The sequence below is a fragment of the Thermohalobaculum sediminis genome (genome assembly GCF_023487995.1).
GTDB lineage: Bacteria > Pseudomonadota > Alphaproteobacteria > Rhodobacterales > Rhodobacteraceae > Thermohalobaculum > Thermohalobaculum sediminis.
The window spans coordinates 99,082-121,762 of the sequence record NZ_JAMFKN010000001.1 but is presented as its reverse complement, the minus strand read 5'-3'; the positions used below and the strand labels follow the sequence as shown (position 1 = coordinate 121,762).

At 70.4% G+C, this 22,681-nt stretch carries 19 protein-coding genes; 12 read left to right on the top strand and 7 right to left on the bottom strand.

Features of this window, described 5'->3' with window-relative positions:
* Nucleotides 1-47 precede the first annotated feature (47 nt).
* From M1105_RS00530 to M1105_RS00510, 5 genes are all read left to right on the top strand, one after another.
* Entirely contained in the window at nucleotides 48-1,211 is a 1,164-nt protein-coding gene (locus M1105_RS00530; RefSeq protein WP_249578392.1) for an ABC transporter ATP-binding protein, read from the top strand.
* 168 nt (nucleotides 1,212-1,379) lie between these two features.
* A complete protein-coding gene (locus M1105_RS00525) occupies nucleotides 1,380-1,604 on the top strand; it encodes a twin-arginine translocase TatA/TatE family subunit (RefSeq protein WP_249578391.1) in 225 nt (74 codons plus the stop codon).
* 24 nt (nucleotides 1,605-1,628) lie between these two features.
* Nucleotides 1,629-2,072, top strand: coding sequence for a Sec-independent protein translocase protein TatB (gene tatB, locus M1105_RS00520; RefSeq protein WP_249578390.1), 444 nt, complete (start codon nucleotides 1,629-1,631; stop codon nucleotides 2,070-2,072).
* Nucleotides 2,073-2,085: 13 nt separating this feature from the next.
* On the top strand, nucleotides 2,086-2,937 hold the full coding sequence (gene tatC / locus M1105_RS00515) for a twin-arginine translocase subunit TatC (protein WP_249578389.1): 852 nt from the start codon (nucleotides 2,086-2,088) through the stop codon (nucleotides 2,935-2,937).
* Nucleotides 2,934-3,785 (top strand): ATP-binding protein, encoded by an 852-nt coding sequence (locus M1105_RS00510; protein ID WP_249578388.1) that lies wholly within the window; start codon nucleotides 2,934-2,936, stop codon nucleotides 3,783-3,785. Before tatC ends, M1105_RS00510 begins: the two co-directional genes overlap by 4 nt.
* 280 nt (nucleotides 3,786-4,065) lie before the next feature.
* Here the strand turns inward: M1105_RS00510 and M1105_RS00505 are convergent, their stop codons facing one another.
* From M1105_RS00505 to surE, 3 genes are all read right to left on the bottom strand, one after another.
* The gene (locus M1105_RS00505) at nucleotides 4,066-5,253 is read right to left on the bottom strand and encodes a M23 family metallopeptidase (protein WP_249578387.1); all 1,188 of its coding nucleotides are present in this window, start codon (nucleotides 5,251-5,253) and stop codon (nucleotides 4,066-4,068) included.
* Between the two features lie 98 nt (nucleotides 5,254-5,351).
* Nucleotides 5,352-6,008: a protein-L-isoaspartate(D-aspartate) O-methyltransferase gene (locus tag M1105_RS00500; protein ID WP_249578386.1), complete on the bottom strand. Its 657-nt coding sequence runs from the start codon at nucleotides 6,006-6,008 to the stop codon at nucleotides 5,352-5,354.
* 41 nt (nucleotides 6,009-6,049) lie between these two features.
* Nucleotides 6,050-6,847: a 5'/3'-nucleotidase SurE gene (gene surE / locus M1105_RS00495; protein WP_249578385.1), complete on the bottom strand. Its 798-nt coding sequence runs from the start codon at nucleotides 6,845-6,847 to the stop codon at nucleotides 6,050-6,052.
* Nucleotides 6,848-7,047: 200 nt separating this feature from the next.
* On the opposite strand from surE, the gene M1105_RS00490 reads away from it, so the two are divergent.
* Entirely contained in the window at nucleotides 7,048-7,602 is a 555-nt protein-coding gene (locus tag M1105_RS00490; RefSeq protein ID WP_249578384.1) for a GNAT family N-acetyltransferase, read from the top strand.
* Between the two features lie 82 nt (nucleotides 7,603-7,684).
* On the opposite strand, the gene serS is transcribed toward M1105_RS00490, so the two are convergent.
* Nucleotides 7,685-8,977, bottom strand: a complete 1,293-nt coding sequence (gene serS / locus M1105_RS00485; RefSeq protein ID WP_249578383.1) for a serine--tRNA ligase — start codon at nucleotides 8,975-8,977, stop codon at nucleotides 7,685-7,687.
* A gap of 561 nt (nucleotides 8,978-9,538) precedes the next feature.
* Here serS and yajC point away from each other — a divergent pair.
* The 4 genes from yajC to M1105_RS00465 all read left to right on the top strand — a co-directional run bounded on the left by yajC (nucleotide 9,539) and on the right by M1105_RS00465 (nucleotide 13,746).
* Nucleotides 9,539-9,871, top strand: a complete 333-nt coding sequence (gene yajC, locus M1105_RS00480) for a preprotein translocase subunit YajC (protein WP_249578382.1) — start codon at nucleotides 9,539-9,541, stop codon at nucleotides 9,869-9,871.
* A 69-nt stretch (nucleotides 9,872-9,940) separates the two neighbouring features.
* The gene (gene secD, locus M1105_RS00475) at nucleotides 9,941-12,502 is read left to right on the top strand and encodes a protein translocase subunit SecD (RefSeq protein ID WP_249578381.1); all 2,562 of its coding nucleotides are present in this window, start codon (nucleotides 9,941-9,943) and stop codon (nucleotides 12,500-12,502) included.
* Nucleotides 12,503-12,586: 84 nt separating this feature from the next.
* Nucleotides 12,587-12,949, top strand: coding sequence for an Mth938-like domain-containing protein (locus M1105_RS00470; protein ID WP_319936749.1), 363 nt, complete (start codon nucleotides 12,587-12,589; stop codon nucleotides 12,947-12,949).
* 182 nt (nucleotides 12,950-13,131) lie between these two features.
* Nucleotides 13,132-13,746, top strand: a complete 615-nt coding sequence (locus M1105_RS00465) for a superoxide dismutase (RefSeq protein ID WP_249578379.1) — start codon at nucleotides 13,132-13,134, stop codon at nucleotides 13,744-13,746.
* A gap of 125 nt (nucleotides 13,747-13,871) precedes the next feature.
* Here the strand turns inward: M1105_RS00465 and M1105_RS00460 are convergent, their stop codons facing one another.
* A complete protein-coding gene (locus M1105_RS00460) occupies nucleotides 13,872-14,450 on the bottom strand; it encodes an LOG family protein (protein ID WP_249578378.1) in 579 nt (192 codons plus the stop codon).
* 110 nt (nucleotides 14,451-14,560) lie between these two features.
* Between M1105_RS00460 and M1105_RS00455 the strand changes: the two genes are divergently transcribed.
* Nucleotides 14,561-15,964, top strand: a complete 1,404-nt coding sequence (locus tag M1105_RS00455) for a LysM peptidoglycan-binding domain-containing protein (protein WP_249578377.1) — start codon at nucleotides 14,561-14,563, stop codon at nucleotides 15,962-15,964.
* Between the two features lie 118 nt (nucleotides 15,965-16,082).
* Entirely contained in the window at nucleotides 16,083-17,894 is a 1,812-nt protein-coding gene (locus M1105_RS00450) for an ABCB family ABC transporter ATP-binding protein/permease (protein ID WP_249578376.1), read from the top strand.
* Between the two features lie 222 nt (nucleotides 17,895-18,116).
* Here M1105_RS00450 and M1105_RS00445 read toward each other — a convergent pair whose 3' ends face one another.
* Both M1105_RS00445 and M1105_RS00440 read right to left on the bottom strand, forming a co-directional pair.
* Complete coding sequence (locus M1105_RS00445) at nucleotides 18,117-21,428, bottom strand: efflux RND transporter permease subunit (protein ID WP_249578375.1); 3,312 nt, start codon at nucleotides 21,426-21,428, stop codon at nucleotides 18,117-18,119.
* Nucleotides 21,425-22,528 (bottom strand): efflux RND transporter periplasmic adaptor subunit, encoded by a 1,104-nt coding sequence (locus tag M1105_RS00440; RefSeq protein ID WP_249578374.1) that lies wholly within the window; start codon nucleotides 22,526-22,528, stop codon nucleotides 21,425-21,427. Before M1105_RS00440 ends, M1105_RS00445 begins: the two co-directional genes overlap by 4 nt.
* Nucleotides 22,529-22,681: the final 153 nt, after the last annotated feature.

The window sequence follows — 22,681 nt, the reverse complement described above, 5'->3', positions numbered from 1 at the left end:
TTGTTACCTGTGAAACAGCGAGCCTGACAAAATTGCTCGGGAAGAGGATGCCAGCCGGGAACCCCGTCATTCGCGTCGTCGAGGGAGGCAAGCCGCCGCCGCGGCTGGCGCTCGAGTGCATCACCGTGCGCTTCGACGGCGTGGCGGCGGTCGATGACCTCTCGCTCGAGGTGGGCGCGGGCGAACTGGTCTGCCTGCTCGGGCCGTCCGGCTGCGGCAAGTCCACCACGCTGCGCGTCGCCGCGGGCGTCGAGCGGCAGAGCATGGGCCGCGTGCTGGTGGACGGGCGCGTCGTGTCGGACGACCGGCTCCACGCGCCGCCCGAGGCGCGCTCGGTCGGGCTGATGTTCCAGGATTTCGCGCTGTTTCCGCACCTGACGGTGGCCGAGAACGTGGGCTTCGGCCTGCGCCGCGGCGTCGGCGCGGACGAGCGCGCCGCCACCGTGCGTGACTACCTTCGCCGCGTCGGGCTGTCGGGATACGAGCGCAAGTATCCCCATCAGCTCTCGGGCGGCGAGCAGCAGCGCGTGGCGCTGGCGCGCGCGCTTGCCCCGCGTCCGCGCGTCATGCTGATGGACGAGCCGTATTCCGGCCTCGACAACCGCCTGCGCGACGAGGTGCGCGACGAGTCGCTGTCGATCCTGAAGGAGGAAGGGGCGGGGGTGCTGCTGGTCACCCACGACCCGGACGAGGCGATGCGCATGTCCGACCGCATCGCGCTGATGCGCGAGGGGCGGATCGTACAGGTGGGCGCCGCCTACCACATCTACAACTATCCCAGGGACCGGGCGGCGGCGGCCTTCTTCTCGGACCTCAACGTGATCCATGGCGTGGTGCGCGCGCGCCAGACCGACACGCCCTTCGGGCTGTTCCTGACGCCGGGGCTGGTCGATGGCGCGGATGTCGAGATCATCGTCCGGCCGCAGCACCTGAAGGTGACGGCCGACAAGGGGCAGGAGCCCGCGCTGAGCCCCGAGGACGGCATCGCCGCCCGCGGCCGCGTCATGCGCGCCCGCTTCGTCGGGGCGCAGAGCCTGATCGAAGTCGCCATGGACCATGACGGCCAGGTGCTGCGCGCGACCGTGCCCCATGCCTGGCTGCCCGAGCCCGGCACGCCCGTGTGGCTGTCGATGCGGCGCGACCGCTGCTTCGTCTTCCCCTGCGAGCGGCAGAGCCGGGTCGCGACGCCCTACGCTGCCGCCGCCGAGTGAGCCGCGCGCGCGGGCGCGAAGGTCCGCATCGCCGCCCGCTTGCCCGATTGCGGGAACCGTCGAAATCGGGTCTTTCAACCGCGCCGCCGAGCGAATATGTGTGTCCGGGACCGACGACCCGCGCAGGACCGCGCGGCGGTGCGCGGAAGTGACAGGGAGACGAGATTCATGGGCCTCAGCATCTGGCAAATCCTGATCGTGGTGCTGCTCCTGGTCCTGCTTTTCGGGCGCGGGAAGATCTCCGAGCTCATGGGCGACATGGCCAAGGGGATCAAGAGCTTCAAGAAGGGCATGGCCGAGGATCCGGACGAGGCGCCGAAGGTCGCCGAGCGCCGCGACCAGACCATCGACGTGACGCCCAGCAAGGCGGAGCAGGGCAAGGACAACGCCTGATCCGCGGGAGGGGGAGCACGCCCCATGTTCGACATCGGCTGGAGCGAGCTTCTCGTCATCGGCATGCTGGCGCTGATCGTCGTCGGCCCCAAGGAGCTTCCGGGGCTGTTGCGCACGATCGGCCAGTATGTCGGCAAGGCGCGCTCGGTCGCCCGCGAGTTCCAGCGCTCGATGGACGAGGCGGCGCGCGAGGCCGATATCGGTGCCCTCAAGGAGCTGCGCGACGCCAAGCTCGACCTCGACTCGATGACCCGGATCGACTTTGCCGAGCAGGCGCGCCGCAGCAGCGCGAGCGTGACGGGGACGAAGCCCGCAAGCGCCTCGCCGACTGGCGCGGCACCGGCTGCGGCGTCCTCCGGCTCCACGGCTGCCACGCCTGCGAGCGCCGGGCCAGCCCCGGCCGCCGTCCCCGCGCCGTCGACGCCCGAGCCCGCCACGGCGCGCCCCACCGGCACCGACGACGCCTGATACCGGACCCCCGATGACCGAGAAGCATATCGAGGAGAGCTCGGCGCCGCTGATCGAGCACCTGATCGAACTCCGCACCCGGCTGATGTGGTCGCTCGCCGGGCTCGGTGTCGGGTTCGTGATCTGCTGGATCTTCGCCGAGGACATCTACACGATCCTGACGCTGCCGCTGTGCAACGCGCTCGAGGATCGCGGCCAGCGCTGCGGCCTGATCTTCACGGCGCTGCACGAGGCGTTCTTCACCTATCTCAAGCTCGCGCTGTTCGGCGGCTTCTGCCTCGCCTTCCCGGTGATCGCGAACCAGCTCTGGCGCTTCGTCGCGCCGGGGCTCTACACCTCGGAGCAGAAGGCCTTCCTGCCGTTCCTGGTCGCCACGCCCATCCTGTTCATCATGGGCGGCAGCTTCGTCTATTTCCTCATCATGCCGCTCGCGATCGACTTCTTCCTGAACTTCCAGGTTCCGGGGGACGGGACGGGCACCACGCATATCGAGTTCCTGGGAAAGGTGAACGAGTATCTCTCGCTCTCGATGACCTTCATCCTGGCCTTCGGCGTCTGCTTCCAGCTGCCCGTGTTGCTGACCCTGATGGGCCGCGCGGGGCTGGTGACGGCGGACGGTCTTGCGGGAAAGCGCAAATACGCCATCGTCGGTATCGCGGCCGTCGCGGCCGTGCTGACGCCGCCGGACGTGATCAGCCAGCTCGGCCTCGGCTCGGCGGTCTACCTGCTCTACGAGATCTCGATCCACCTCGTCCGCCTCAACGAGCGCAAGCGCGCCGCGGCGGCCGAGCCGTGGGAGGACGAGGACGAGGACGCCGCCGCCGGCACCGAGGTCGCGCCGCGGTCGCCGGAGAAGGGGGCATGATCGGCGACACCGCGCTGCTCGCGCGGATCGCCGAGGCGCTCGAGCGCATCGCGCCCCCGCCAGCGCCGGCGCCCGATCTCGGCGCCGCCGACGCCTTCGTCTGGGCACCCGATCCCGACCGCCTGATCCCGGTCCGGCGCGTCAACCGCGTCGAGATGGAGCTTCTGGTCGGCATCGACCGCTCGCGCGACACGCTGATCGAGAACACCGGGCGCTTCGCGCGGGGCCTGCCCGCCAACAACGCGCTGCTGTGGGGCGCAAGGGGCATGGGCAAGTCGTCGCTGGTCAAGGCCGCGCACGCCCGCGCAAATGCCGAGACGGGCACGCTGCGGCTGATCGAGATCCACCGCGAGGACATCCCCACGATCGGGCGGCTGCTCGACCTGCTGCGCGGCCAGGCGCTGCGGTTCCTGGTGTTCTGTGACGACCTTTCGTTCGACAAGGACGACAGCCATTACAAGTCGCTGAAGGCCGTGCTCGACGGCGGCATCGCGGGCCGGCCCGAGAACGTGCTGTTCTACGCGACCTCGAACCGGCGCCACCTGATGCCGCGCGACATGATCGAGAACGAGCGATCGACCGCGATCAACCCCTCGGAAGCAACCGAGGAGAAGGTGTCGCTGTCGGACCGCTTCGGGCTGTGGCTCGGCTTCCACCCCTGCACGCAGGACGAGTTCCTGGCGATGATCCGCGGCTACTGCGACCATTTCGGCATTGCCATCGACGATGCGCGGCTGCGCGCCGAGGCCGTCGAATGGCGCCAGTCGCGGGGCGCGATGTCGGGCCGCGTGGCGTGGCAGTTCATCCAGGACCTTGCGGGGCGCGAGGGCATCGCGATCGGCCTCTGATCCCTGCCTGCACCGACTGGAACCCGCCAGAAGATCCCCCGCTGCCCCGACCCCCGAGCCGGGGCCTCGCCGGCATCGCCGAGCACAGGAGGCCCCGGGTCTAGCGCGGCGAGCGGGCCAAGCCCCGAACCACGTGAGTCCGGATCGGTGAGACGTGGTGTGAGCTCATCCCGACCGGCGGGGCGTCCCGCGCCGAGCGCGCCATCCCGCGCGGAGCCTTCGGCGCCATTGGGGCAGGCGGCTCCCACGCGCTGCGGGACGCCGCCTTGGCAAGACCTCTTCAGAAGAACGGCATCGGGTCGACGCTGACGGCGCCGCGGCGAACCTCGAAATGCATGCGCGGCTCGCCACCATCGGGTGCGGCGGCGACGCGGCCGATGGTCTGTCCGCGCCGCACCGCGGCGCCCTTGCCGACCGACACGCCATCGACGCGGCCATAGACCGTGAGGAGCTCGCCCTGATGGCGGACGACCACGATCGTCCCGAGCCCGCCCAGCGAGGGCGAAACCAGCGCGACCGTGCCATCCGCCGCGGCGACCACGGGGGCACCGACGGGGGCCGCGAAATCGACGCCCTCGTTGCGCGTCCCGCCCGCGCCCCAGGTGTTGTAGGCAACGGCGACCGGGCCCTCGACCGGGCGGGTCAGCCGCAGGTTCTCGAGCCCCGCCGGGCGCGATGCGGTGGGCGCCGCCGCCAGTTCCTGCTCGGCCGCGCGCTCGGCCTCGCGCGCTGCGCGCTCCATCTCGGCCGTGGTCGCGGCCGTTTCGGACGGCGGGCGGATCGTAGGTGAAGGCGTCTGGTACTGTCCCAGGTCGGGCGACGGCAGGTCGGCCGGCCGCGCGGGCTCCGGCGGCAGGGGCGTGGCCGACGATGGCGGCGGCGAGAGTGGCGCCTCGGGGGTGCCCGAGCGGTCGATCGCGGCCGCCGCGATGTCGGGCGACCAGCCCCCGGCGCTGCCCGCCTGCGTCGCGCCCGTGCCGCCCGCGACCGTTCCGGCCGCGGCATCCGCGCCGATCGGGCTCGTCACCACCGAGGGCGCCGGGGCCGGCTGGGTGTCGAATCCGCCGCCCACGCTGCCGCCCGCCGCGGCGACGGCGGTGCCGCCATAGCCGCCGGGGCGCGGCGGCAGGACCAGTTCGTCGCCCGGCCGCAGAGGCTGGCCGGCGGCGAGGCCGTTGTAGGCGCCCAGTTCGCTGGCCGAGAGCCCCACCCGATCGGCGAGGCTCGCGACGGTGTCGCCCTGGCCCGCTCGGATCGCCTCGTAGCCGTCATAGGCAATGATGCCGCCCGGCCCCGCAACCGGTGCGCCGGGGACCGCGGCCGCCGCGGCGGAGGGCTGACCGGCCGCGCCGGTGCCGCGATATTCGACGGACGCCCGGTCCGCCGGCTGGCGTCCCGCGCAACCGGCCAGTGCAATCGCCACCGCGAGGGCGAAGCCGGGCCCCGCATTCAGACTCTTCGACCGCATGCTGCTTTCCGCTCCTGCCTCGTCACGTTTCTCGTCGTCGAGAGGCCGCGCGCCCAAGCCGGCGCCGGTCCCTGCCTCGCCCGCAGCGGCCCGCCTGCTCAGGGGCCGTTCTCCTCGGGCATCCCCTCGATCAGCGGCACGAAGAGCACATCCGTCAGGACCTTGTAGTCGAGACCTTCGTCGGTCTTCTCGATCCGGATCAGCTGCTGCACCTCGTCCGACTGCCCGACGGGCAAAACCATTATGCCACCGGGACGCAATTGTTCCAACAGCATGCGCGGCGCATCATCGGCGGCGGCGGCGATCAGGATGCGGTCGAAGGGCGCCTGCTCGGGCCAGCCGCGGGTGCCGTCGCCGGTGCGGATGGTGACATTGGTGATGCCCAGCGTCTCGAGCCGCTCGCGCGCCAGCCGAACCAGCGGGCGGTGGCGCTCGATCGCGTAGACCCGGCGCGCGAGGCGGGCGAGGATCGCGGTCTGGTAGCCCGAGCCCGCGCCGATCTCGAGCACCTTGCAGCGCGGCGTGACGTTCAGCGCCTCGGTCATCACGGCGACGATCGAGGGCTGCGAGATGGTCTGCCCGCAGGCAATCGGCAACGGCCGGTCCTCCCACGCGCGGTCCTTGAAGGCGCGGTCGACGAACACGTCCCGCGGCACCGACTCCATCGCGGTCAGCACGCGCTTGTCGGTGACGCCCGCCTGCCGCAGGCTCAGCATCAGGCGCATCAGGCTCTCGGCCCGGGCATCCGGCTCCATCGCAAACTCCGGGTTGAGGGAAAGCGACACGTGGCCCGAGCCTAGACCGAAGCGGGGCGCCTGTCAGCGGCCAGCGTGGCGCGGGCTTCCTCGATCAGGTCGTGCGCGGTCATCTGCGGCAGGATGGGCGTCACCGTGATCCAGCCCTCGAGGCAGAGCCGCGCGTCGGTCCCCTCGGGCGCCGAAGCGTTCGCGGTGGTGTGGCGCAGGAACTGGAACTCGCGCCCGTTCGGTGCCGTGTAGGGGACGACGTTGAAGGTCGCCTCGGTCCGGATCCCGTGCGGGCAGACGGTGAGGCCCCTGACCGCCTCGGGCCGCACGGCGGGGAAGTTCACGTTGTAGAACACGCCGCGGCGCTGCGGCATGGCCAGCACGCGGCGGACCGCTTCGGCCCCATGGGTGCGGGCAGGATCCCAGATGTCATCGGGCGCGCCCTCCCAGTTGCGGAAGAACTGGCTCATGGCGATGGCGGGCCGGCCGGCCAGCGCCGCCTCCATCGCCGCGCCCACCGTGCCGGAATAGACGAGGTCCTCGGCGACGTTGTGGCCGCGGTTGACGCCCGAGATCACAAGGTCGGGCGGCGCCTCCTTCATCACGCCGTGCAGGCCGACCAGCGCGCAGTCGGCCGGGTAGCCATCGACCGAAAAGCGCCGCGGCCCGAGCCGGGTCATCCGCGTGGGCGAGGTGTAGGAGATCGCGTGGCTCGCCCCAGATCTCTCGTTGTCAGGCGCGACGACCCAGATCTCGCCGGAGGGGCCGGCCACCTCGGCGGCGATGGCCTCGGCCAGCGCGAGGCCCGGCGCGTTGATGCCGTCGTCGTTGGTGATGAGAATCCGCATGCCCGCTTCCCCGCCTTCCGCCGCACCTGCCGGGGTTTTAGGGGCGGGGCGGGGCGGCGTCCATGGCGGATTTGAGGGGGCGAGGGCACCACGGGTTGAACTCGTGCGCGCGCTGCGTGACACTCAACAACCTCGCGGCCATCGCCAGAGCGTCATTGCACGACCCTGCAACAGAGCCGCGACCTGGAGAGCCGTCGTGCATGCTGGGCGAGGGCGGCATGGTCGCTTTTGGAGGGCGAGGCATGAGTGAAGTTTCGGTGCGCCATGTCGAGGCCCGCGATGCCGAGGTCATCCGCGAGATCTTCCAGTCGCCTCATGTCGTGCGCGGTACCACGCGCCTCCCGTTTCAGGCGTCCGAGGAGCTGTCGAAGCGGATCGGATATGATCCCGCGATGCTCAAGCTCGTGGCGGTGATCGAGGATGAGGTCGCGGGCTATGCCGAACTGCAGACGTTTCCCGACTGGGCTCGCCACCGGCATGCCGGCGAGATCAACATGATCACGACTCATCAGAGATTTCGCGGGCGTGGTGTGGGTGACGCCTTGATGGCCGCGATGCTTGAAGTTGCCGACAATTGGCTGCGGTTGCGTCGTGTCGGCCTCTTCTGCTGGGAGGGGAACCCGAAGGCCGTGGCGCTCTATGAGCGTCACGGCTTCGTCAGAGAGGGTGTCATGCGGGACTTCGTCGTGGTGGACGGAGGATTTTGCGATGCCACCATGATGGGTCGTATCAGGCGTGACCCGCTCGACGCATGAGCAGTCATTTCACCGCGTAATGTAACGGGTCAGCAATTGCGCACCGCCGACGACGCTGCGTGATGGTGCGGAGCCTGCCCCTTCAGCTCAGCATGCCGTCCGCCGCGATCCGGCTTGCGCCTTTCATGTAGGGGCGCAACACCTCGGGGATCACGATCGAGCCATCCGCCTGCTGGCCGTTCTCCATGACCGCGATCAGCGTGCGCCCCACCGCGAGGCCCGAGCCGTTCAGGGTGTGCACGAAGTCGGGGCGCTTTTCGCCTTCGCGGCGGAAGCGGGCGTTCATGCGCCGGGCCTGGAAGTCGCCGCAGACCGAGCAGGAGCTGATCTCGCGGTAGGTGTTCTGTCCCGGCAGCCAGACCTCGATGTCATGCGTGCGCCGGGCGCCGAAGCCCATGTCGCCGGTGCAGAGCACCACGGTGCGGTAGGGCAGGCCGAGGCGTTCGAGAATTCCCTCGGCGCAGCGGGTCATGCGCTCGTGCTCGGAGAGCGCGTCCTCGGGCGTGGTGATCGAGACCATCTCGACCTTCTCGAACTGGTGCTGGCGCAGCATGCCGCGGGTGTCCTTGCCGGCGCTGCCGGCCTCGGAGCGGAAGCACTGGGTCCAGGCGGTAAAGCGCAGGGGCAGGGCGGCCGCGTCGAGGATCTCGCCCGCCGCGATGTTGGTCAGCGTCACCTCGGCGGTCGGGATCAGCCACCAGCCATTGGTGGTCTGGTAGCTGTCCTCGGCGAATTTCGGCAACTGGCCGGTGCCGATCATCGCCTCGTCCTTGACCAGCACGGGGGTCCAGACCTCGGTCAGCCCGTTCTCGTCGACATGGGTGTCGAGCATGAACTGCGCGAGCGCGCGGTGCAGCCGGATCAGCGCGCCCTTGAGCGTGACGAAGCGGGCGCCCGAGAGTTTGGCGGCAAGCTCGAAATCCATCAGCCCCATCGCCTCGCCCAGCTCGTAATGCTCGCGCGGTGCGAAGTCGAAGGCGCGGGGGGTGCCCCAGCGGCGCAGCTCGACATTGGCGGTCTCGTCGGGGCCGTCGGGCACGCTGTCGAGCGGCAGGTTGGGGAGGGTCATCAGCAGGCCGTTCAGCCGGTCGTCCTCGGCCTTCGCTTCGGCCTCGAGGCGGGCGATCTCGTCCTTCTTATCGGCCATCAGGGCGCGCAGGCGCTCGAACTCCGCCTCGTCGCCGCCGGCCCTGGCCTTGCCCACGTCCCGGGAGGCCGTATTTCGCGCGGCCAGCGCGGCCTCGGCGGCGGTGATCTTCGCGCGGCGTGCCTCGTCGATGGCGAGGATCTGTGGCGAGACGGGCGACATCCCGCGGCGGGCGAGCGCGGCGTCGAAGGCGGCCGGGTTGTCGCGAATGGCGCGGATGTCGTGCATGGGGCTGCTCCTTCGGGATCGGACGCGCGCGGCATAGCCGATCCGGCAGAGGTTTTCCAGCACGTGGCGAGGGGTCCGGCGGGACCCGCGGGGCGGGTGACAAGCCCGGCGCGGATCGCTTGAAGGCGCCGCGCCGGCAGTCGGATCCCGTCGGGGCCGGTTGGCCCGGCGTCAGACGAAGGCGATCGCCATCACCGCTGCATACAGCGTGATGCCCAGCGCGGCTGCGCCATAATACATGACATCGAGCATGCGTTCTCTCCCAGGCAATCGTTTTTTCGTTGTCCTTGAGCACGATGACCGTGCCAGAGCCGGCTTACATTGATTTGTGTCAACCTCGGCCGCCCCTGCGCAACAATATTCCTCAAGCCAAAAAATATTGCAAGTGCGAAAAGATGCTGCGCCTGCGAAAGCCCTTGGCGCAGAGCCGAAGCTGCAGCACCGCCGCGCCCGGCGCGCCGTGGCTTGCTTGCAAGCCGGGGGGGCGGCGTATATATCGCCCCTGCCTGCGGCCGCGACCATCGTGGCACGCCAGAACCAGTTGTCACGAAAGGAGCCCGCATGTTCGCGACCCCCGCCTACGCCCAGGCCGCCGGAGCCGGCGGAGAAGCGAGCTTCATCACCTCGCTGCTGCCGCTCGTGCTGATCTTCGTGATCTTCTACTTCCTGCTGATCCGCCCGCAGCAGAAGCGCGCCAAGGAGCACCGCTCGATGGTCGAGGCCCTGCGCCGGGGCGACCAGGTGATGCTGGCAGGCGGGATCCTCGGCAAGGTCACCCGCGTGCGCGAGGACGACGAGGCCGAGGTCGAGATTGCCGAGGGCGTCAAGATCCGCGTCGTCAAGTCGACCATCGCGCAGGTCCTGTCGAAGACCGAGCCCGCGAACGACGCCTGAGCCCTGCGGGAGGCGGGGCCGGTCGCGGTCCGGCCCCCCGAGCCCGAAGCCCCCGGAAGGCCGCGCCAAATGCTCTACTTCCCGTTCTGGAAAAAGATCGCGATCATCGGGCTTTGCGCGCTCGGTATCCTGTTCGCCGCGCCGAACCTGCTGACCGAGCAGACGCGCGCGACCCTGCCGGACTGGCTGCCGAAGGATTCGGTCAACCTGGGGCTGGACCTGCGCGGCGGCGCGCATCTGCTGGTCGAGGTGCAGGTCGCCGAGGTCGAGGCCGAGCGGATGGAGAGCCTGCGCGCCGACGTGCGCACGGCGCTGGTCGATGCGGAAGTCCGCCGCTTCACCGGGCTGAGGGCGGCCGAGGACCATGTCACGGTCCGCATCACCAATGCCGAGGACATGGCCCGCGCCACCGAGGCGCTTCGGGCCCTGGCACAGCCGGTGACGGGCTTCCTGGGCACCGGCTTGCCGGGGATGGCGGCGGGCTCGGACCTCGAAGTGACCGAGACCGGCGACCAGACGCTGCGCATCGGGCTGACCGAGGCCGCGATCGCGGCGATGAACGAGCGCACGATGGCGCAGTCGCTGGAGATCGTGCGCCGCCGCATCGACGAGAGCGGCACGCGCGAGCCCACCATCCAGCGCCAGGGTGAGGACCGCATCCTGATCCAGGTGCCGGGCATCGGCTCGGCCGAAGAGCTTCTGGGCCTGATCGGGCGCACCGCGAAGCTGACCTTCCACCAGGTGAAGGGTGTCGGCGCCGAGGCGCAGAAGACGCCGGGGCCGGGCGAGATCGTGCTGCAGGATGCGGACACCGGCGAGCCGCTCCTGCTGGAGCGCCGCGCCATCCTGACCGGCGACCAGCTCGTCGACAGCCAGCTTGGCTTCCACCCCGACACCGGCCTGCCGGTTGTCAATTTCCGCTTCGATTCGGGCGGCGCGCGCATCTTCGGGAACTACACGGCCGCGAATGTCGGCCAGCTCTTCGCCATAGTGCTCGATGACGAGGTGATCACCGCCCCGCGCATCCAGTCGCCGATCCTGGGCGGGTCGGGCTTCATCGAGGGCAATTTCACCGTCGAGAGCGCGACCGAGCTGTCGATCCTGCTGCGCGCGGGCGCGCTGCCGGCCTCGATCAAGGTGCTCGAGCAGCGCACGGTCGGACCGGATCTCGGCGCCGATTCGATCGCCAAGGGCGAGATCGCCACTGCGCTGGCCTTCGCCTCGGTGATCGGCTTCATGCTGGTTGTCTACCGGCTGTTCGGCGTCTTTGCCTGCATCGCGCTGGTGGTCAACGTGGCGCTCATCATGGGCGTGCTGTCGGCCATCGGGGCGACGCTGACGCTGCCCGGCATCGCGGGCATCGTGCTCACCATCGGCATGGCGGTGGACGCGAACGTGCTGATCTTCGAGCGAATCCGCGAGGAGCTGCGCCGCTCGAAGGGCGTGAGCCGGGCCATCGAGAAGGGGTATTCCGAGGCGTTCTCGGCCATCATCGACGCCAACATCACCACGCTCATCGCGGCGATAATTCTGTTCTCGATCGGCTCGGGGCCGGTGAAGGGCTTCGCAGTGACCTTGGGCATCGGCATCGTGACCTCGGTCTTCACCGCCGTTCTGCTTACGCGGCTGATGATTTCGATCTGGCTGGACCGCGCGCGACCCAAGACCCTGACGGTCGAGCGCTTCCGGCTGGTGCCGGACGAGACGCATCTGGCCTTCATGAAAATCCGCAAGGCGTGCTTCGGCGTGTCGATCGCGGGCGTCGTGGCCTCGATCGTGCTGCTGGGAGTCATGGGGCTCAACTACGGCATCGACTTCCGTGGCGGCACGATGATCGAGTTCCGCACGGCGCAGGAGGCCGACCTCGGCGCCATCCGGTCCGAGGTCTCGAGCCTGGGGCTCGGCGACGTGCAGGTCCAGAGCTTCGGCTCGGAGCGCGACGTGCTCGTCCGGGTCGAGGCGCAGGGCACCGATGGCGACGAGCGCATGGCGGCCGCCGACGCGGTTGGCAAGACCCTGACAGCGGCCTTCGAGGGCGGCGAGATCCGGCGCGTCGAGGTGGTGGGCCCGAAGGTCTCGGGCGAGCTGCTGTGGGCCGGTATCTCGGCGGTAGGGCTCGCGGTCGCGGCGGTGCTGATCTACATCTGGTTGCGCTTCGAGTGGCAGTTCGGCCTCGGCGCAGTCGTCGCGCTGGTCCATGACGTGGCGCTGACGATCGGCGTCTTTGCGCTCGTGGGGATCGAGTTCAACCTCTCGATCATCGCGGCCTTGCTGGCCATCGTCGGATATTCGCTCAACGACACCGTGGTGGTCTATGACCGCGTGCGCGAGAACCTGCGAAAATACAAGAAGATGGAGATCGCGGAGCTGCTCGACCTCTCGGTCAACGAGACGCTTTCGCGCACATTGATGACCTCGCTCACCACGCTGGTCGCGCTGATCGCGATGTTCCTGCTGGGGCCGCAGGTGATCCAGGGCTTCACCTTCGCGATGATCTGGGGGATCGTGGTCGGCACCTATTCGTCGATCTTCGTGGCGGGGGCGCTGCTGATGCTCTTCAAGGTCAAGCGCGACTGGACCGAGGAGGACCCGCAGAAGGCGGGCGTGCAGTTCGGCAGCGCCGAGGGCTGAGGGCCCGGCCACGGCCCGGTGCCGCGATGGCTGGCCCGGGCCTTGACCTCGGCGGTGCGAGGCCGCATCACTCGGCCCATGCGCATGAACGAGATCACCTTCGCCGGGCAGCGCCCGATCGACACCTACGGGCCCGGCGGTTTCCGCGTCGGCGGGGTCTGGCATGAGGGCGCGCTGATCCTGCTGCCGGGCGGCCTGCTGCCGATGCCCGGAGGCGCGCTGTCCGAGGCCGCGATCGCGTCGCTTCTGGCGGCAGCCGCCGGGATCGACATGGTGCTGGTGGGGCAGGGCCCCGAGATCGCGCCCCTGCCGCGCGCGCTGCGCGAGGCCTTCGAGGCGGCGGGGATCGGTGTCGAGGTCATGTCGACCCCCTCGGCCTGCCGCACCTACAACGTCTTGCTGGCCGAGGACAGGCGGATCGCGGCGATGCTCCTTCCCATCGGCTGAGCGGGCGCGCGGCGTCCATGTGGACCCGATGCGCCGACGTCTTCAACGCAATTGAAGACCGGCGGAAGGGCATGCGGGTTGCGCCGAATTCCCTTTCATCCGCGCGGCAAGGGCATATATTCCGCCGCGAGGGGCGCGAACGCCCCCAAGGATTTCCGAGACCCGACAGAGAGGGGACCCCCATGGCTTTCACCCTGCCCGACCTTCCCTATGCCCATGACGCACTCGCGCCCTTCGGGATGTCGAAGGAGACGCTGGAGTATCACCACGACCTGCACCACAAGGCCTATGTCGACAACGGCAACAAGCTGATCGCCGGCACCGAGTGGGAAGGCAAGTCGCTCGAGGACATCGTCAAGGGCACCTATCAGAAAGGTGCCGTCGCGCAGTCGGGCATCTTCAACAACGCCTCGCAGCACTGGAACCACAACCAGTTCTGGGAGATGATGGGCCCGACCCGCACCGGCATCCCCGGCGCGCTCGAGAAGCGGATCGCGGATGCCTTCGGCTCGGTCCAGAAGTTCAAGGACGATTTCGCCGCGGCGGGCGCGGGCCAGTTCGGCTCGGGCTGGTGCTGGCTGGTCCGCGAGGCCGACGGCTCGCTGAAGGTCACCAAGACCGAGAATGGCGTGAACCCGCTCTGCTTCGGGCAGGCCGCGCTGCTGGGCTGCGACGTGTGGGAGCACAGCTACTACATCGACTACCGCAACAAGCGCCCGGCGTATCTCTCGAACTTCCTCGACAACCTGGTGAACTGGGAGAACGTGGCCGAGCGGCTGGCGAAGGCCGGCGGCTGACGGCGCAGCGCTTCCCTCGCTGGAGGGACGACGAAAGATCGGCATCGGGGCGCGCGCCTGCGGAGGCGCGCGCCCCGGGCCATTCAGCCGGCCCGGCGGACGCGCGCGGAGCGGCCGGCTCGGCGTTACTCGACCATGCTGCGGATCGGCGACAGCGCCTCGCGCAAGGCGGCGATGGCCTCGTCCACGGTCTCGACCACGGTGAAGTAGTCGCGGAAGGGCGCGCCGACGAACCCCTCGTCGATCATGTGATCGAACAGGGCGAGCAACGGCCCCCAGTAGTCCTCGGGGTTCAGCAGCACCACGGGCTTGTCGTGCAGGCCCAGGTGGCGCCATGTCAGCACCTCGATCAGTTCGTCCAGCGTGCCGGGGCCGCCGGGCAGCGCGAGCACGGCATCGGAATTGCCGAACATCAGCTTCTTGCGCTCGTGCATCGTCTCGGTGACGATGAGGGCGTCGATGTCGCTCTTGCAGACCTCGAGCTCGAACAGGTGGCGCGGGATGAACCCGGTCACGCGGGCTCCGGCGGCGCGGGCGGCGCGCGCGGTCTCACCCATCAGGCCAAGGTCGCCGGCGCCGTAGACCACCGCGAAGCCCGCGCGCCCAAGCGCCCGGCCGGTGGCGCGCGCAACGTTTACATGACCCGCCCTGCGCCCGGCGCGTGAGCCACAATAAATGCAAATCGTCGCCGCCTGCCCGGTCATCCTGCCCTCTTGTTCGTGAACGTGGCTTGACTATCCACATGGCGTGGCGTTCATGCAATAGTCATGGGGACGGGGGTGTTGCGGCAGGGCCGCAGGATGAGGCATTCGGGATGAAGGGGTCTCTCAAAGGCTGGCTGGTCGCGGCTCTTGGCATCGGCCTGGTCGCGGTCGGGCTGGTGTTCGCGTTGCCCGACTGGCGCTTGAAGCTGGGCTTCGAGCCCGCGTCCGAGGTGGCGCCGGGCCTGGCGCAGCAGCCTGCCGCGCCGCCCGCGACTGCCGGCGATGGCGCCACGAGCGTCGCCAGCGCGCCACAGGCGCCGGGAGAGACGGCCGCCACGCCCGGCGCCGCGACGGACGCCTCAGCGACCCCCGCCGCGGGCGGTGAGACCGTGGCGACCCCACCCGCCGCGTCGCCTGCGGGCGCGACCACCGGTGCCGCCGGGACGACGGTCGATGCAACCGCGACGCCCGATGCCGCGGGCGATGCTACTGCGACGCCCGATGTCGCGGGCGATGTGGCCGGGCAGACCGGCGACGCGGCCGCGACCGAGACCGCGGCCGCCGATGCCGCGGCCTCGCCGGAGGCGCCGGCCTTCGATCTGGTGCGCGTCGACCCCGAGGGCGAGGCCGTGATCGCCGGAACCGCGCAGCCGGGCGCCGAGGTCGAACTGCTGATCGACGGCGTGGTGATCGCGAGCGCCATCGCCGGGGGCGATGGCAGCTTTGTCGTGCTCGCGAGCCTCGGCCGCAGCGACCTGGCGCGGGCATTGCAGCTGCGTCACGCGGGCGAGGCCACTGCTGCGGCGGTGGCGGAGGAGGCGGTCGAACTGGTCACCGCGGCCCCCGAGGCTGCTGCCGACGCGCCGGCCGCGACCGCTGAGAGCGCGGCTGCGGCAGCCGAGGCAGGCGCCGCCGCGACGGAGACCGAACCCGCGCAGGCCGGGCTCAGCGCGCCCGTCGTCATCCTGCCGTCCGAGACCACCGCCGAGGCCCCGCTGATCGTCGCGCCGGAGGCCGAGCAGGTCGCGCTGCTGCAGCCCGCGGCGACCGAGGTCGCGCGCGTGGTGCTCGACCGCATCACCTATGCGCCGGGCGGCGACGCGGTGGCCGCGGGGCGCGCGCGCCCGGGCCACGCGGTGCGCGCCTATGCCAATGCCGAGTTCGTGGCGGACAGCCCGGTTTCGGCCTCGGGCGACTGGCAGGTGACCCTGCCGCGCGCCACTGCCGAGACGGCGGTGCTGCTGCGCTTCGACGAGGTCTCGGCCAGCGGCGAGGTCACGAGCCGGCTCGAGATGCCTTTCGCCTATGACGACGGGGCGGGGACGGTGGCCTCACGCCAGCGGCGGATCGTGGTGCAGCGGGGCGACAACCTTTGGCGCATCGCCGAGCAGCATTACGGCGCCGGTATTCGCTACTCGGTCATCTTCGGCGCCAATTCCGGCCTGATCCGCGACCCCGACCTGATCTATCCCGGCCAGGTCTTCGCGATTCCCGAGCTCGTCGCCACCGAGTGACGGCGGGCTGCCAGACCTTCCGCGACCTCGTGCCGCCGGTTGGAATCCGTGGGCGGGTGAATAGATGCGAGAGGCGCGCGCCTCATGCCGGCGTGCCCGCCGCCTGACGGAGAGCCTGATGCGTGGATCGAGACGGCGCAGCCTGACCGAGGGCTCACCGGATATCCGGACATTGTCGCGCGTGCTGCCGGACCTTTGGCCTACCGGCCGGCCCGACCTTCGACTGCGCGTCGTCGTGGCGTTGCTGCTGCTGGTCGCGGCGAAGGGCGCGACCATCGTGACGCCCTTCTTCTACCGCGCCGCGGTCGATGCGCTGGGGCCGGGCACGGCGGCGCAGGCGGTGGCGGCGCCCGTCGTGCTGGTGCTGGCCTATGGTGTCGTGCGCCTCTCGGGCACGGTCCTGCAGCAGGTGCGCGACATGGTGTTCGCGCGCGTCAGCCAGCACGCGCTGCGGGGGCTGGCGAACCGGACCTTCCGGCATGTCCACCGCCTCAGCCTCGGCTATCACCTCGCGCGGCGCACGGGCGAGCTGAGCCGGGTGGTGGACCGCGGCATCAAGGCGATCGACTTCCTGCTGCGGTTCCTCGTGTTCAACGTTGTGCCGCTGGCGCTGGAGCTGATCGTCGTCTGCATCATCTTCTGGGCCGAGTTCGGCTTTTCCTACTTCGCCGTGCTGCTGGCGACCATCGCGGCCTATGTGGTCTTCACCTTCCGCGTCACCGAGTGGCGGCTGAAGATCCGGGTGCAGATGAACAAGGACGACCAAGACGCGCACCAGAAGGCCGTGGACAGCCTCCTGAACTACGAGACGGTGAAGTACTTCAACGCCGAGGGGCGCGAGAGCGCGCGATACGATCGGGCGATGGCGTCCTACCAGGAGGCGGCGATCAAGACGGCCACCTCGCTCGGCATCCTCAACGCCGGGCAGGCGGCCATCATCGCGGCGGGGCTGGCGGCGGTGATGGCGATGTCGGCGCTCGAGGTGCAGGCGGGCACGCAGACCGTGGGCAGCTTCGTCATGGTCAACGCCTTCCTCATCCAGATCACGGTGCCGCTGAACTTCCTCGGCACGGTCTATCGCGAGATCCGGCAGTCGATGATCGACATGCGCGAGATGTATGCCCTGACCGACACCGCCCCCGAGGTGGTGGACCGCCCCGGCGCCCGGCCGCTGCGGGTCGGCGAGGGCCGCGTGCGCTTTCGCGCGGTCGAGTTCGGCTATGGGCCCGAGCGGCCCATCCTGCGGGGCATCGACTTCGACGTGCCGGGCGGACAGACGCTGGCGGTGGTGGGGCCCTCGGGGGCTGGCAAGTCCACCATCGCGCGGCTGTTGTTCCGCTTCTACGACGTCACGGGCGGCGCGATCGAGATCGACGGGCAGGACCTGCGCGAGGTGCAGCAGGCCTCCATCCGGGCGGCGATCGGCGTGGTGCCGCAGGACACGGTGCTGTTCAACGACACCATCGGTTACAACATCGCCTATGGCGCCGAGGGGGCGAGCCGGGCGGATGTCGAGCGCGCGGCGCGGGCCGCGCGGATCCACGACTTCATCGCCGGCCTGCCGGACGGCTACGACACCATGGTGGGCGAGCGGGGGCTCAAGCTCTCGGGCGGCGAGAAGCAGCGCGTGGCGATCGCGCGCACGATCCTGAAGGACCCGCCGATCCTGATCCTCGACGAGGCGACCTCGGCCCTGGACACCGGCACCGAGCGCGAGATCCAGGCCGAGCTGCGGCGGCTGGGGCAGGGGCGCACGGTGCTGATGATCGCCCATCGGCTCTCGACCGTGGTCGATGCCGACGAGATCGTGGTGCTGGACGCCGGCCGCGTGGTCGAGCGCGGGCGGCACGAGGACCTGGTGGCGATGGGCGGACGCTATGCCGAGATGTGGGCGCGCCAGGAGGCCGAGGCCGAGGCCGAGACGGTGTGAGCGGGGCGCGGGTGGCGTGACGGTTTCCGGTGCGCCTTTCACGATGCTGGGGCCGGGGCTGGCGCGCCGATGTCTCGGGAGAGCGATGTCTTTGCGAGACCCCGGGGCAGCGCGGATTTGCGGGGAGCAGCGCGGATTGCCCGGAGCAGCGCGGATCACCCGGAGCAGCGCGGATCGCCCCGGGGCGGCGCAGGATGGCCGGGGCGGCGGATGTTGGCCCGGCTATTCGGCCGCGCGGATCAGGCGGCGGCTGGGCGGGGTGGGCGGCTCGTCCCAGATGATCTCGGCCCCCTCGTTGCGGGCCAGCGCCGCGCGCAGGCGCCAGTCGGCGAGATAGGGGTGGTCGCGGTGCGACGGCCGGATCGCGGCAAGCGCGAGGTGCCAGCCGAGTCGCAGCCCGACGCCCGCGCCATGCGTCACCCAGACCCGCGCGGCCAGCGCCGCTGGCGTGACCACCAGCGTCAGCACCGTCGCGAAGCCCAGGCCCCACACCACCGCCGTGGCAAGCTGCACCCACCAGATCGCGGTCGGCGCGCCCTGCACCATCCGCCCGCCCGCGAAGTCGAGCGAGACCGCGAACATCATCGGCGCCAGCCCCGCCATGGTGGTGACCGTGGTCAGCAGCACCGGGCGGATGCGCGCCTCGGCGGTGCGCACGATGGCTTCGAGCGGCGGCATGCGGCGGCAGAACTCCTGGTAGGTGTCGATCAGGATGATGTTGTTGTTCACCACGATGCCCGCGAGCGCGACGATCCCCGTGCCGGTCATGATGATCGAGAAGGTCTGCCCCATCACGATCATGCCGACCAGCACGCCCGCCACCGACATCACCACCGCCGACAGCACCAGCACGGCGTTGTAGAGCGAGTTGAACTGCGCGAGCAGGATCACGAACATCAGGCCCAGCGCGCCCGCGAAGGCCATGCCGAGGAAGACCATGCTCTCCTGCTGCTCCTCGCGGTCGCCGGTGAAGCGGGCGGCGACGGCGGCGGGGAAGGGGTTCTCCTCGGCGATCCAGCGCTCCAGCTCCTCGATCCGCGCGATGTCGGAGGTGTCGGCATCGACGCCGGCGCGGACCATGAAGAAGCGCTCGCCGTCGCGGCGCTGGATCTCGCCAAGGCGTGGAACCGCCTCGCGCGTCGTGAAGTTCGACACCGGCACGAGGCCCTGCGCAGTCGGCACCTTGACCGTGTCGAGCGTGCCGAGGCTGCGGTCCGCCGCGGGGAAGCGGACCCGGATGTCGAGTTCGTCCTCCGAGTCGTCGGGGCGGAAGGTGTCGAGCGTGGCGCCGCGGGTCACGAGCTGCACGATCGGGCCCACCGTGGCCACGTCGGCGCCGAAGCGCCCGGCGGTGGCGCGGTCGACGCTGACCTCCCACTCGATGCCCGGAAGGGGGCGGGTGTCGTCGATGTTGATCAGGCCCGGTGTCGCGTCGAACCTGACGCGTGCCACCTCGGCGGCGCGGTGCAGCGCCGCCCAGTCGTTCGAGCGCAGCTCGAGCTGGATCGGCTTGCCCTGCTGGGGGCCGTCCTTCTGCTCGCTCAGCTCGGCGATCACGCCGGGGATGTTGGCGATTCGGCGCTTGATCTCCTCGATGATCGGCTCGCCGGGGCCGCGCTCGGCCCAGGGCGCGAGCTCGAGCTGGACCTGGCCGATGGCGTCGGGCGGCCCCTCGGAGCCGGATTTCGCCGCGAGCCCGCCCGCGCCTGAGAAGGCGAACACCGACGCCACGCCCGGCACGCCGGCCACGCGCTCCTCGACCGCGCGCACCAGCCGGTCGCGGGTCTCGACGCCCAGGTTGCCGCGGGCGCGGACATAGACGATGGCGCGCTCGGGGTCGGTTTTCACGAAGAACTCGGTCCCGTTGCCGGCGGCGCCATACCACATGAAGATGCCGGCAATGGCGGCGGCGGCGGCCCCCAGCGCAAGCCAGGGCCCGACCGGGTTGAGCACGATCGGCGTCATCAGCCGCCCGAACAACGTGCGGCGGTAGGGCGGCGGCGGGGCGGGCGGGGGCGCCGCGCGACGCGGCACCATCCGCCCGGCAAGCCGCGAGATGCGCCCCGCCACCCCACCCATCACCGGCAGGTAGAACAGCGCCACGATCAGCGAGGCGCTGAGCACGAAGATCAGCGTGACCGGCAACTGCCCCATGAACTCGCCCGGCATCCCGGGCCAGAACAGCATCGGCAGGAAGGCGCAGAGCGTGGTGGCGGTCGAGGCGGTGATCGGCCAGAACATGCGGCGCGCGGCCTCGGTATAGGCGGTCATCGGGCCCACGCCGTCCGAGATGCGCTTGTCGGCGTATTCCACCACCACGATGGCGCCGTCCACCAGCATGCCCACGGCCAGGATCAGGCCGAACATGGTCATGTTGTTCACGCTCATGCCCAGCACCGCCATCAGCGCGAAGGTGAGCAGGAACGAGCAGGGGATGGCGATACCGACCAGCAGCGCCGAGCGGAAGCCGAGCGTGGCGAGCACCACCATCATCACCAGAAGCACGGCCGTCAGCACCGAACTTTCGAGCTGTCCAACCATGTCGAGGACGCGGGTGCTCTCGTCCATCGAGAAATCGACCTGCACGGCAGATTGCAACGCCGGCGGCCACGCGGCCATCTCGCGGGCGATCACGGCGCGCACGGTGTCGACGGTCGCGATGATGTTCTCGCCCACGCGCTTCGAGACCTGCAGCGAGATCGCCGGCTGGCCGTTGTAGCGGGCACGCCCTTCGGCGTCCTCGAAGGTGCGGCGCACCTCGCCGATGTCGTAGAGGCGCACGACGCGGTCGCCGTTGACCTTCACCGGCAGGTTGCCGACATCGGCGGGGCGCTCGAAGGCGCCGGGCAGGGTGACGGCGAACTCGGCGGTGCCGCTGCTGATCTCGCCCGCCGCCACGAGGCGGTTGTTGCGATCGACGACGCTGAGCAGGTCGGCCGCCGTGACGCCGTAGCTCTCCATCTTGAGCGGGTCGATCAGCACCTCGATCATCTCGTCGCGGTGGCCCGTGAGCTCGGCCTCGAGCACGGCGGGCACCGCCTCGACCGCGCGCTGGAGGTCCTTGCCGAGGCGCAGCAGCGTCCGCTCGGGCACTTCGCCCGACAGCGAGATCACGAGGATCGGGAACTGGCTGAGATTGACCTCGTTGATGACCGCGACCTCGGCGTCGGCGGGGAACTCGGCCTGCGCGCGGTCCACGCGGTCGCGCACGTCCGCGAGCGTCGCGGCCTTGTCCCAGCCGAACTCGAATTCCAGCAGCAGCCCGCCATGGCCCTGGCTGGCGATGCCGGTCATCTGCTTGAGCCCCTCGAGGCCGCGCAGCTCCTGTTCCAGCGGCTTGACCAGCAGGCGCTCGGAATCGGCGGCCGAGACGCCGGGCAGGGGGACCGAGACATAGAGCACCGGAATGTCGATGTCCGGCGCGCCCTCCTTCGGCAGGCCGGTATAGGCGAGCAGCCCGGCGCCGATCGACACCGCGATGAACACCAGCGTCATGCGCGCCCGCGCCGCCAGCCAGTCGACCACCCGGGTCATCCGAGGTCTTCCCAGCCCACGAGGCTCGGCACGATGGGCCGCCCGTCGCGCACGAATTCCTGGCCCACGACGATGACGCGCGCGACGTCAGGCAGGCCGGCGACCCAGACGCCGGCGGCGTCCTCGCGCAGCAGGCGCACTGGGACGAAGCGGGCGGCGTCGCCTTCGGCGAGGCGCACGCCGAGGCGGCCCTCGTCGTCCAGCGTCAGCGCCGTCTGCGGGATGCGGTGGGCGCGCTCGGCGGGCAGCTCGACCCCGATCTCGGCCGTCATGCCGTCACGGATCTCGCCCCCGGCGTTCACGATGCGCGCCTCGACGCGGTAGGTCCGGGTGCTCTCGTCGGCCATCGAGCCGATGAAGTCGATCACGCCCGAATGCTGCGCGCCCGAGATGAGCCGCACAGCCACGGCCTGCCCGGCCGACAGCCGCTCGACGTCCTGCTCGGAGACATAGCCGGTGACCTTGACCGCCGAGAGGTCGATCACCGTGGCGCAGGGGTCGCCGATTCCGAGGCGACTGCCATGCTCGGCAGTGTCGCTTTCGAGGATGCCGGCGAAGGGGGCGCGGATCTCGAGCCGCGCGAGGTCGAGCCGGATCAGGTCGAGCGCGGCCTCGGCGCGCTGCAGCGCGGCCATCCGGGCGATGCGGGTGGTCTCGGAGGTGAAGCCCTTCTCGGACAGTTGCGTCGCGGCTTCGGCCTCGACGCGGGCCTCGGCTCGCGCGGCCTCGGCCTCGGCAAGCTGGGCGGGGCGCGCGCCGGGCTCGAGCCGGCAGAGCAGCGTGCCTTCCTCGATCCGCGCCCCGGCGCGCAGGGGCTCGGAGATCACCCTGCCGGGGGTCTCGGCGCGCACGACGACGTTGCGGTTGGCCTCGGTCCGGCCGCGCAGGGTCAGCCGGTCGGTCGTGGGCTGGGCCGCGATCTCGATGACCATCACCGGGACCGGCTCGGCCGCGGCGGCCGGCGCGCTGCCGGTCGCCTCGGCCCCGTCGAGCGCGCGCGCCGACAGGTCGACATGCGGGTCCACCGCGTCGTGCAGCGAGAACCACCAGGCAAGGCCGGCGGCGAGCCCGAGGGCCATGATCAGCGGCGCGACGCGCATCCTTCTCCCATCGCCGGTGCGAAGTCCTGGCGGGTCAAACGCCGCCCGACCGGAATTCCGTTGCACCGCAAAAGATAATCCCGATGCCTTCGACGGGAAAGGGTGCCCCTGCGTCAGTTTCAATTGGCACATCACCGCCGCCCGGCGCGCCCC

What these genes read in the sequence shown, in the direction of transcription:
- M1105_RS00445 (WP_249578375.1), bottom strand. Translation starts at nt 21,428, where the DNA reads ATGACCCGGGTGGTCGACTGGCTGGCGGCGCGGGCGCGCATGACGCTG.
- M1105_RS00500 (WP_249578386.1), bottom strand. Translation starts at nt 6,008, where the DNA reads ATGGAGCCGGATGCCCGGGCCGAGAGCCTGATGCGCCTGATGCTGAGC.
- tatC (WP_249578389.1), top strand. Translation starts at nt 2,086, where the DNA reads ATGACCGAGAAGCATATCGAGGAGAGCTCGGCGCCGCTGATCGAGCAC.
- M1105_RS00510 (WP_249578388.1), top strand. Translation starts at nt 2,934, where the DNA reads ATGATCGGCGACACCGCGCTGCTCGCGCGGATCGCCGAGGCGCTCGAG.
- M1105_RS00450 (WP_249578376.1), top strand. Translation starts at nt 16,083, where the DNA reads ATGCGTGGATCGAGACGGCGCAGCCTGACCGAGGGCTCACCGGATATC.
- M1105_RS00470 (WP_319936749.1), top strand. Translation starts at nt 12,587, where the DNA reads ATGAACGAGATCACCTTCGCCGGGCAGCGCCCGATCGACACCTACGGG.
- M1105_RS00460 (WP_249578378.1), bottom strand. Translation starts at nt 14,450, where the DNA reads ATGACCGGGCAGGCGGCGACGATTTGCATTTATTGTGGCTCACGCGCC.
- M1105_RS00505 (WP_249578387.1), bottom strand. Translation starts at nt 5,253, where the DNA reads ATGCGGTCGAAGAGTCTGAATGCGGGGCCCGGCTTCGCCCTCGCGGTG.
- M1105_RS00465 (WP_249578379.1), top strand. Translation starts at nt 13,132, where the DNA reads ATGGCTTTCACCCTGCCCGACCTTCCCTATGCCCATGACGCACTCGCG.
- M1105_RS00490 (WP_249578384.1), top strand. Translation starts at nt 7,048, where the DNA reads ATGCTGGGCGAGGGCGGCATGGTCGCTTTTGGAGGGCGAGGCATGAGT.
- M1105_RS00440 (WP_249578374.1), bottom strand. Translation starts at nt 22,528, where the DNA reads ATGCGCGTCGCGCCGCTGATCATGGCCCTCGGGCTCGCCGCCGGCCTT.
- M1105_RS00455 (WP_249578377.1), top strand. Translation starts at nt 14,561, where the DNA reads ATGAAGGGGTCTCTCAAAGGCTGGCTGGTCGCGGCTCTTGGCATCGGC.
- M1105_RS00525 (WP_249578391.1), top strand. Translation starts at nt 1,380, where the DNA reads ATGGGCCTCAGCATCTGGCAAATCCTGATCGTGGTGCTGCTCCTGGTC.
- tatB (WP_249578390.1), top strand. Translation starts at nt 1,629, where the DNA reads ATGTTCGACATCGGCTGGAGCGAGCTTCTCGTCATCGGCATGCTGGCG.
- yajC (WP_249578382.1), top strand. Translation starts at nt 9,539, where the DNA reads ATGTTCGCGACCCCCGCCTACGCCCAGGCCGCCGGAGCCGGCGGAGAA.
- M1105_RS00530 (WP_249578392.1), top strand. Translation starts at nt 48, where the DNA reads ATGCCAGCCGGGAACCCCGTCATTCGCGTCGTCGAGGGAGGCAAGCCG.
- surE (WP_249578385.1), bottom strand. Translation starts at nt 6,847, where the DNA reads ATGCGGATTCTCATCACCAACGACGACGGCATCAACGCGCCGGGCCTC.
- serS (WP_249578383.1), bottom strand. Translation starts at nt 8,977, where the DNA reads ATGCACGACATCCGCGCCATTCGCGACAACCCGGCCGCCTTCGACGCC.
- secD (WP_249578381.1), top strand. Translation starts at nt 9,941, where the DNA reads ATGCTCTACTTCCCGTTCTGGAAAAAGATCGCGATCATCGGGCTTTGC.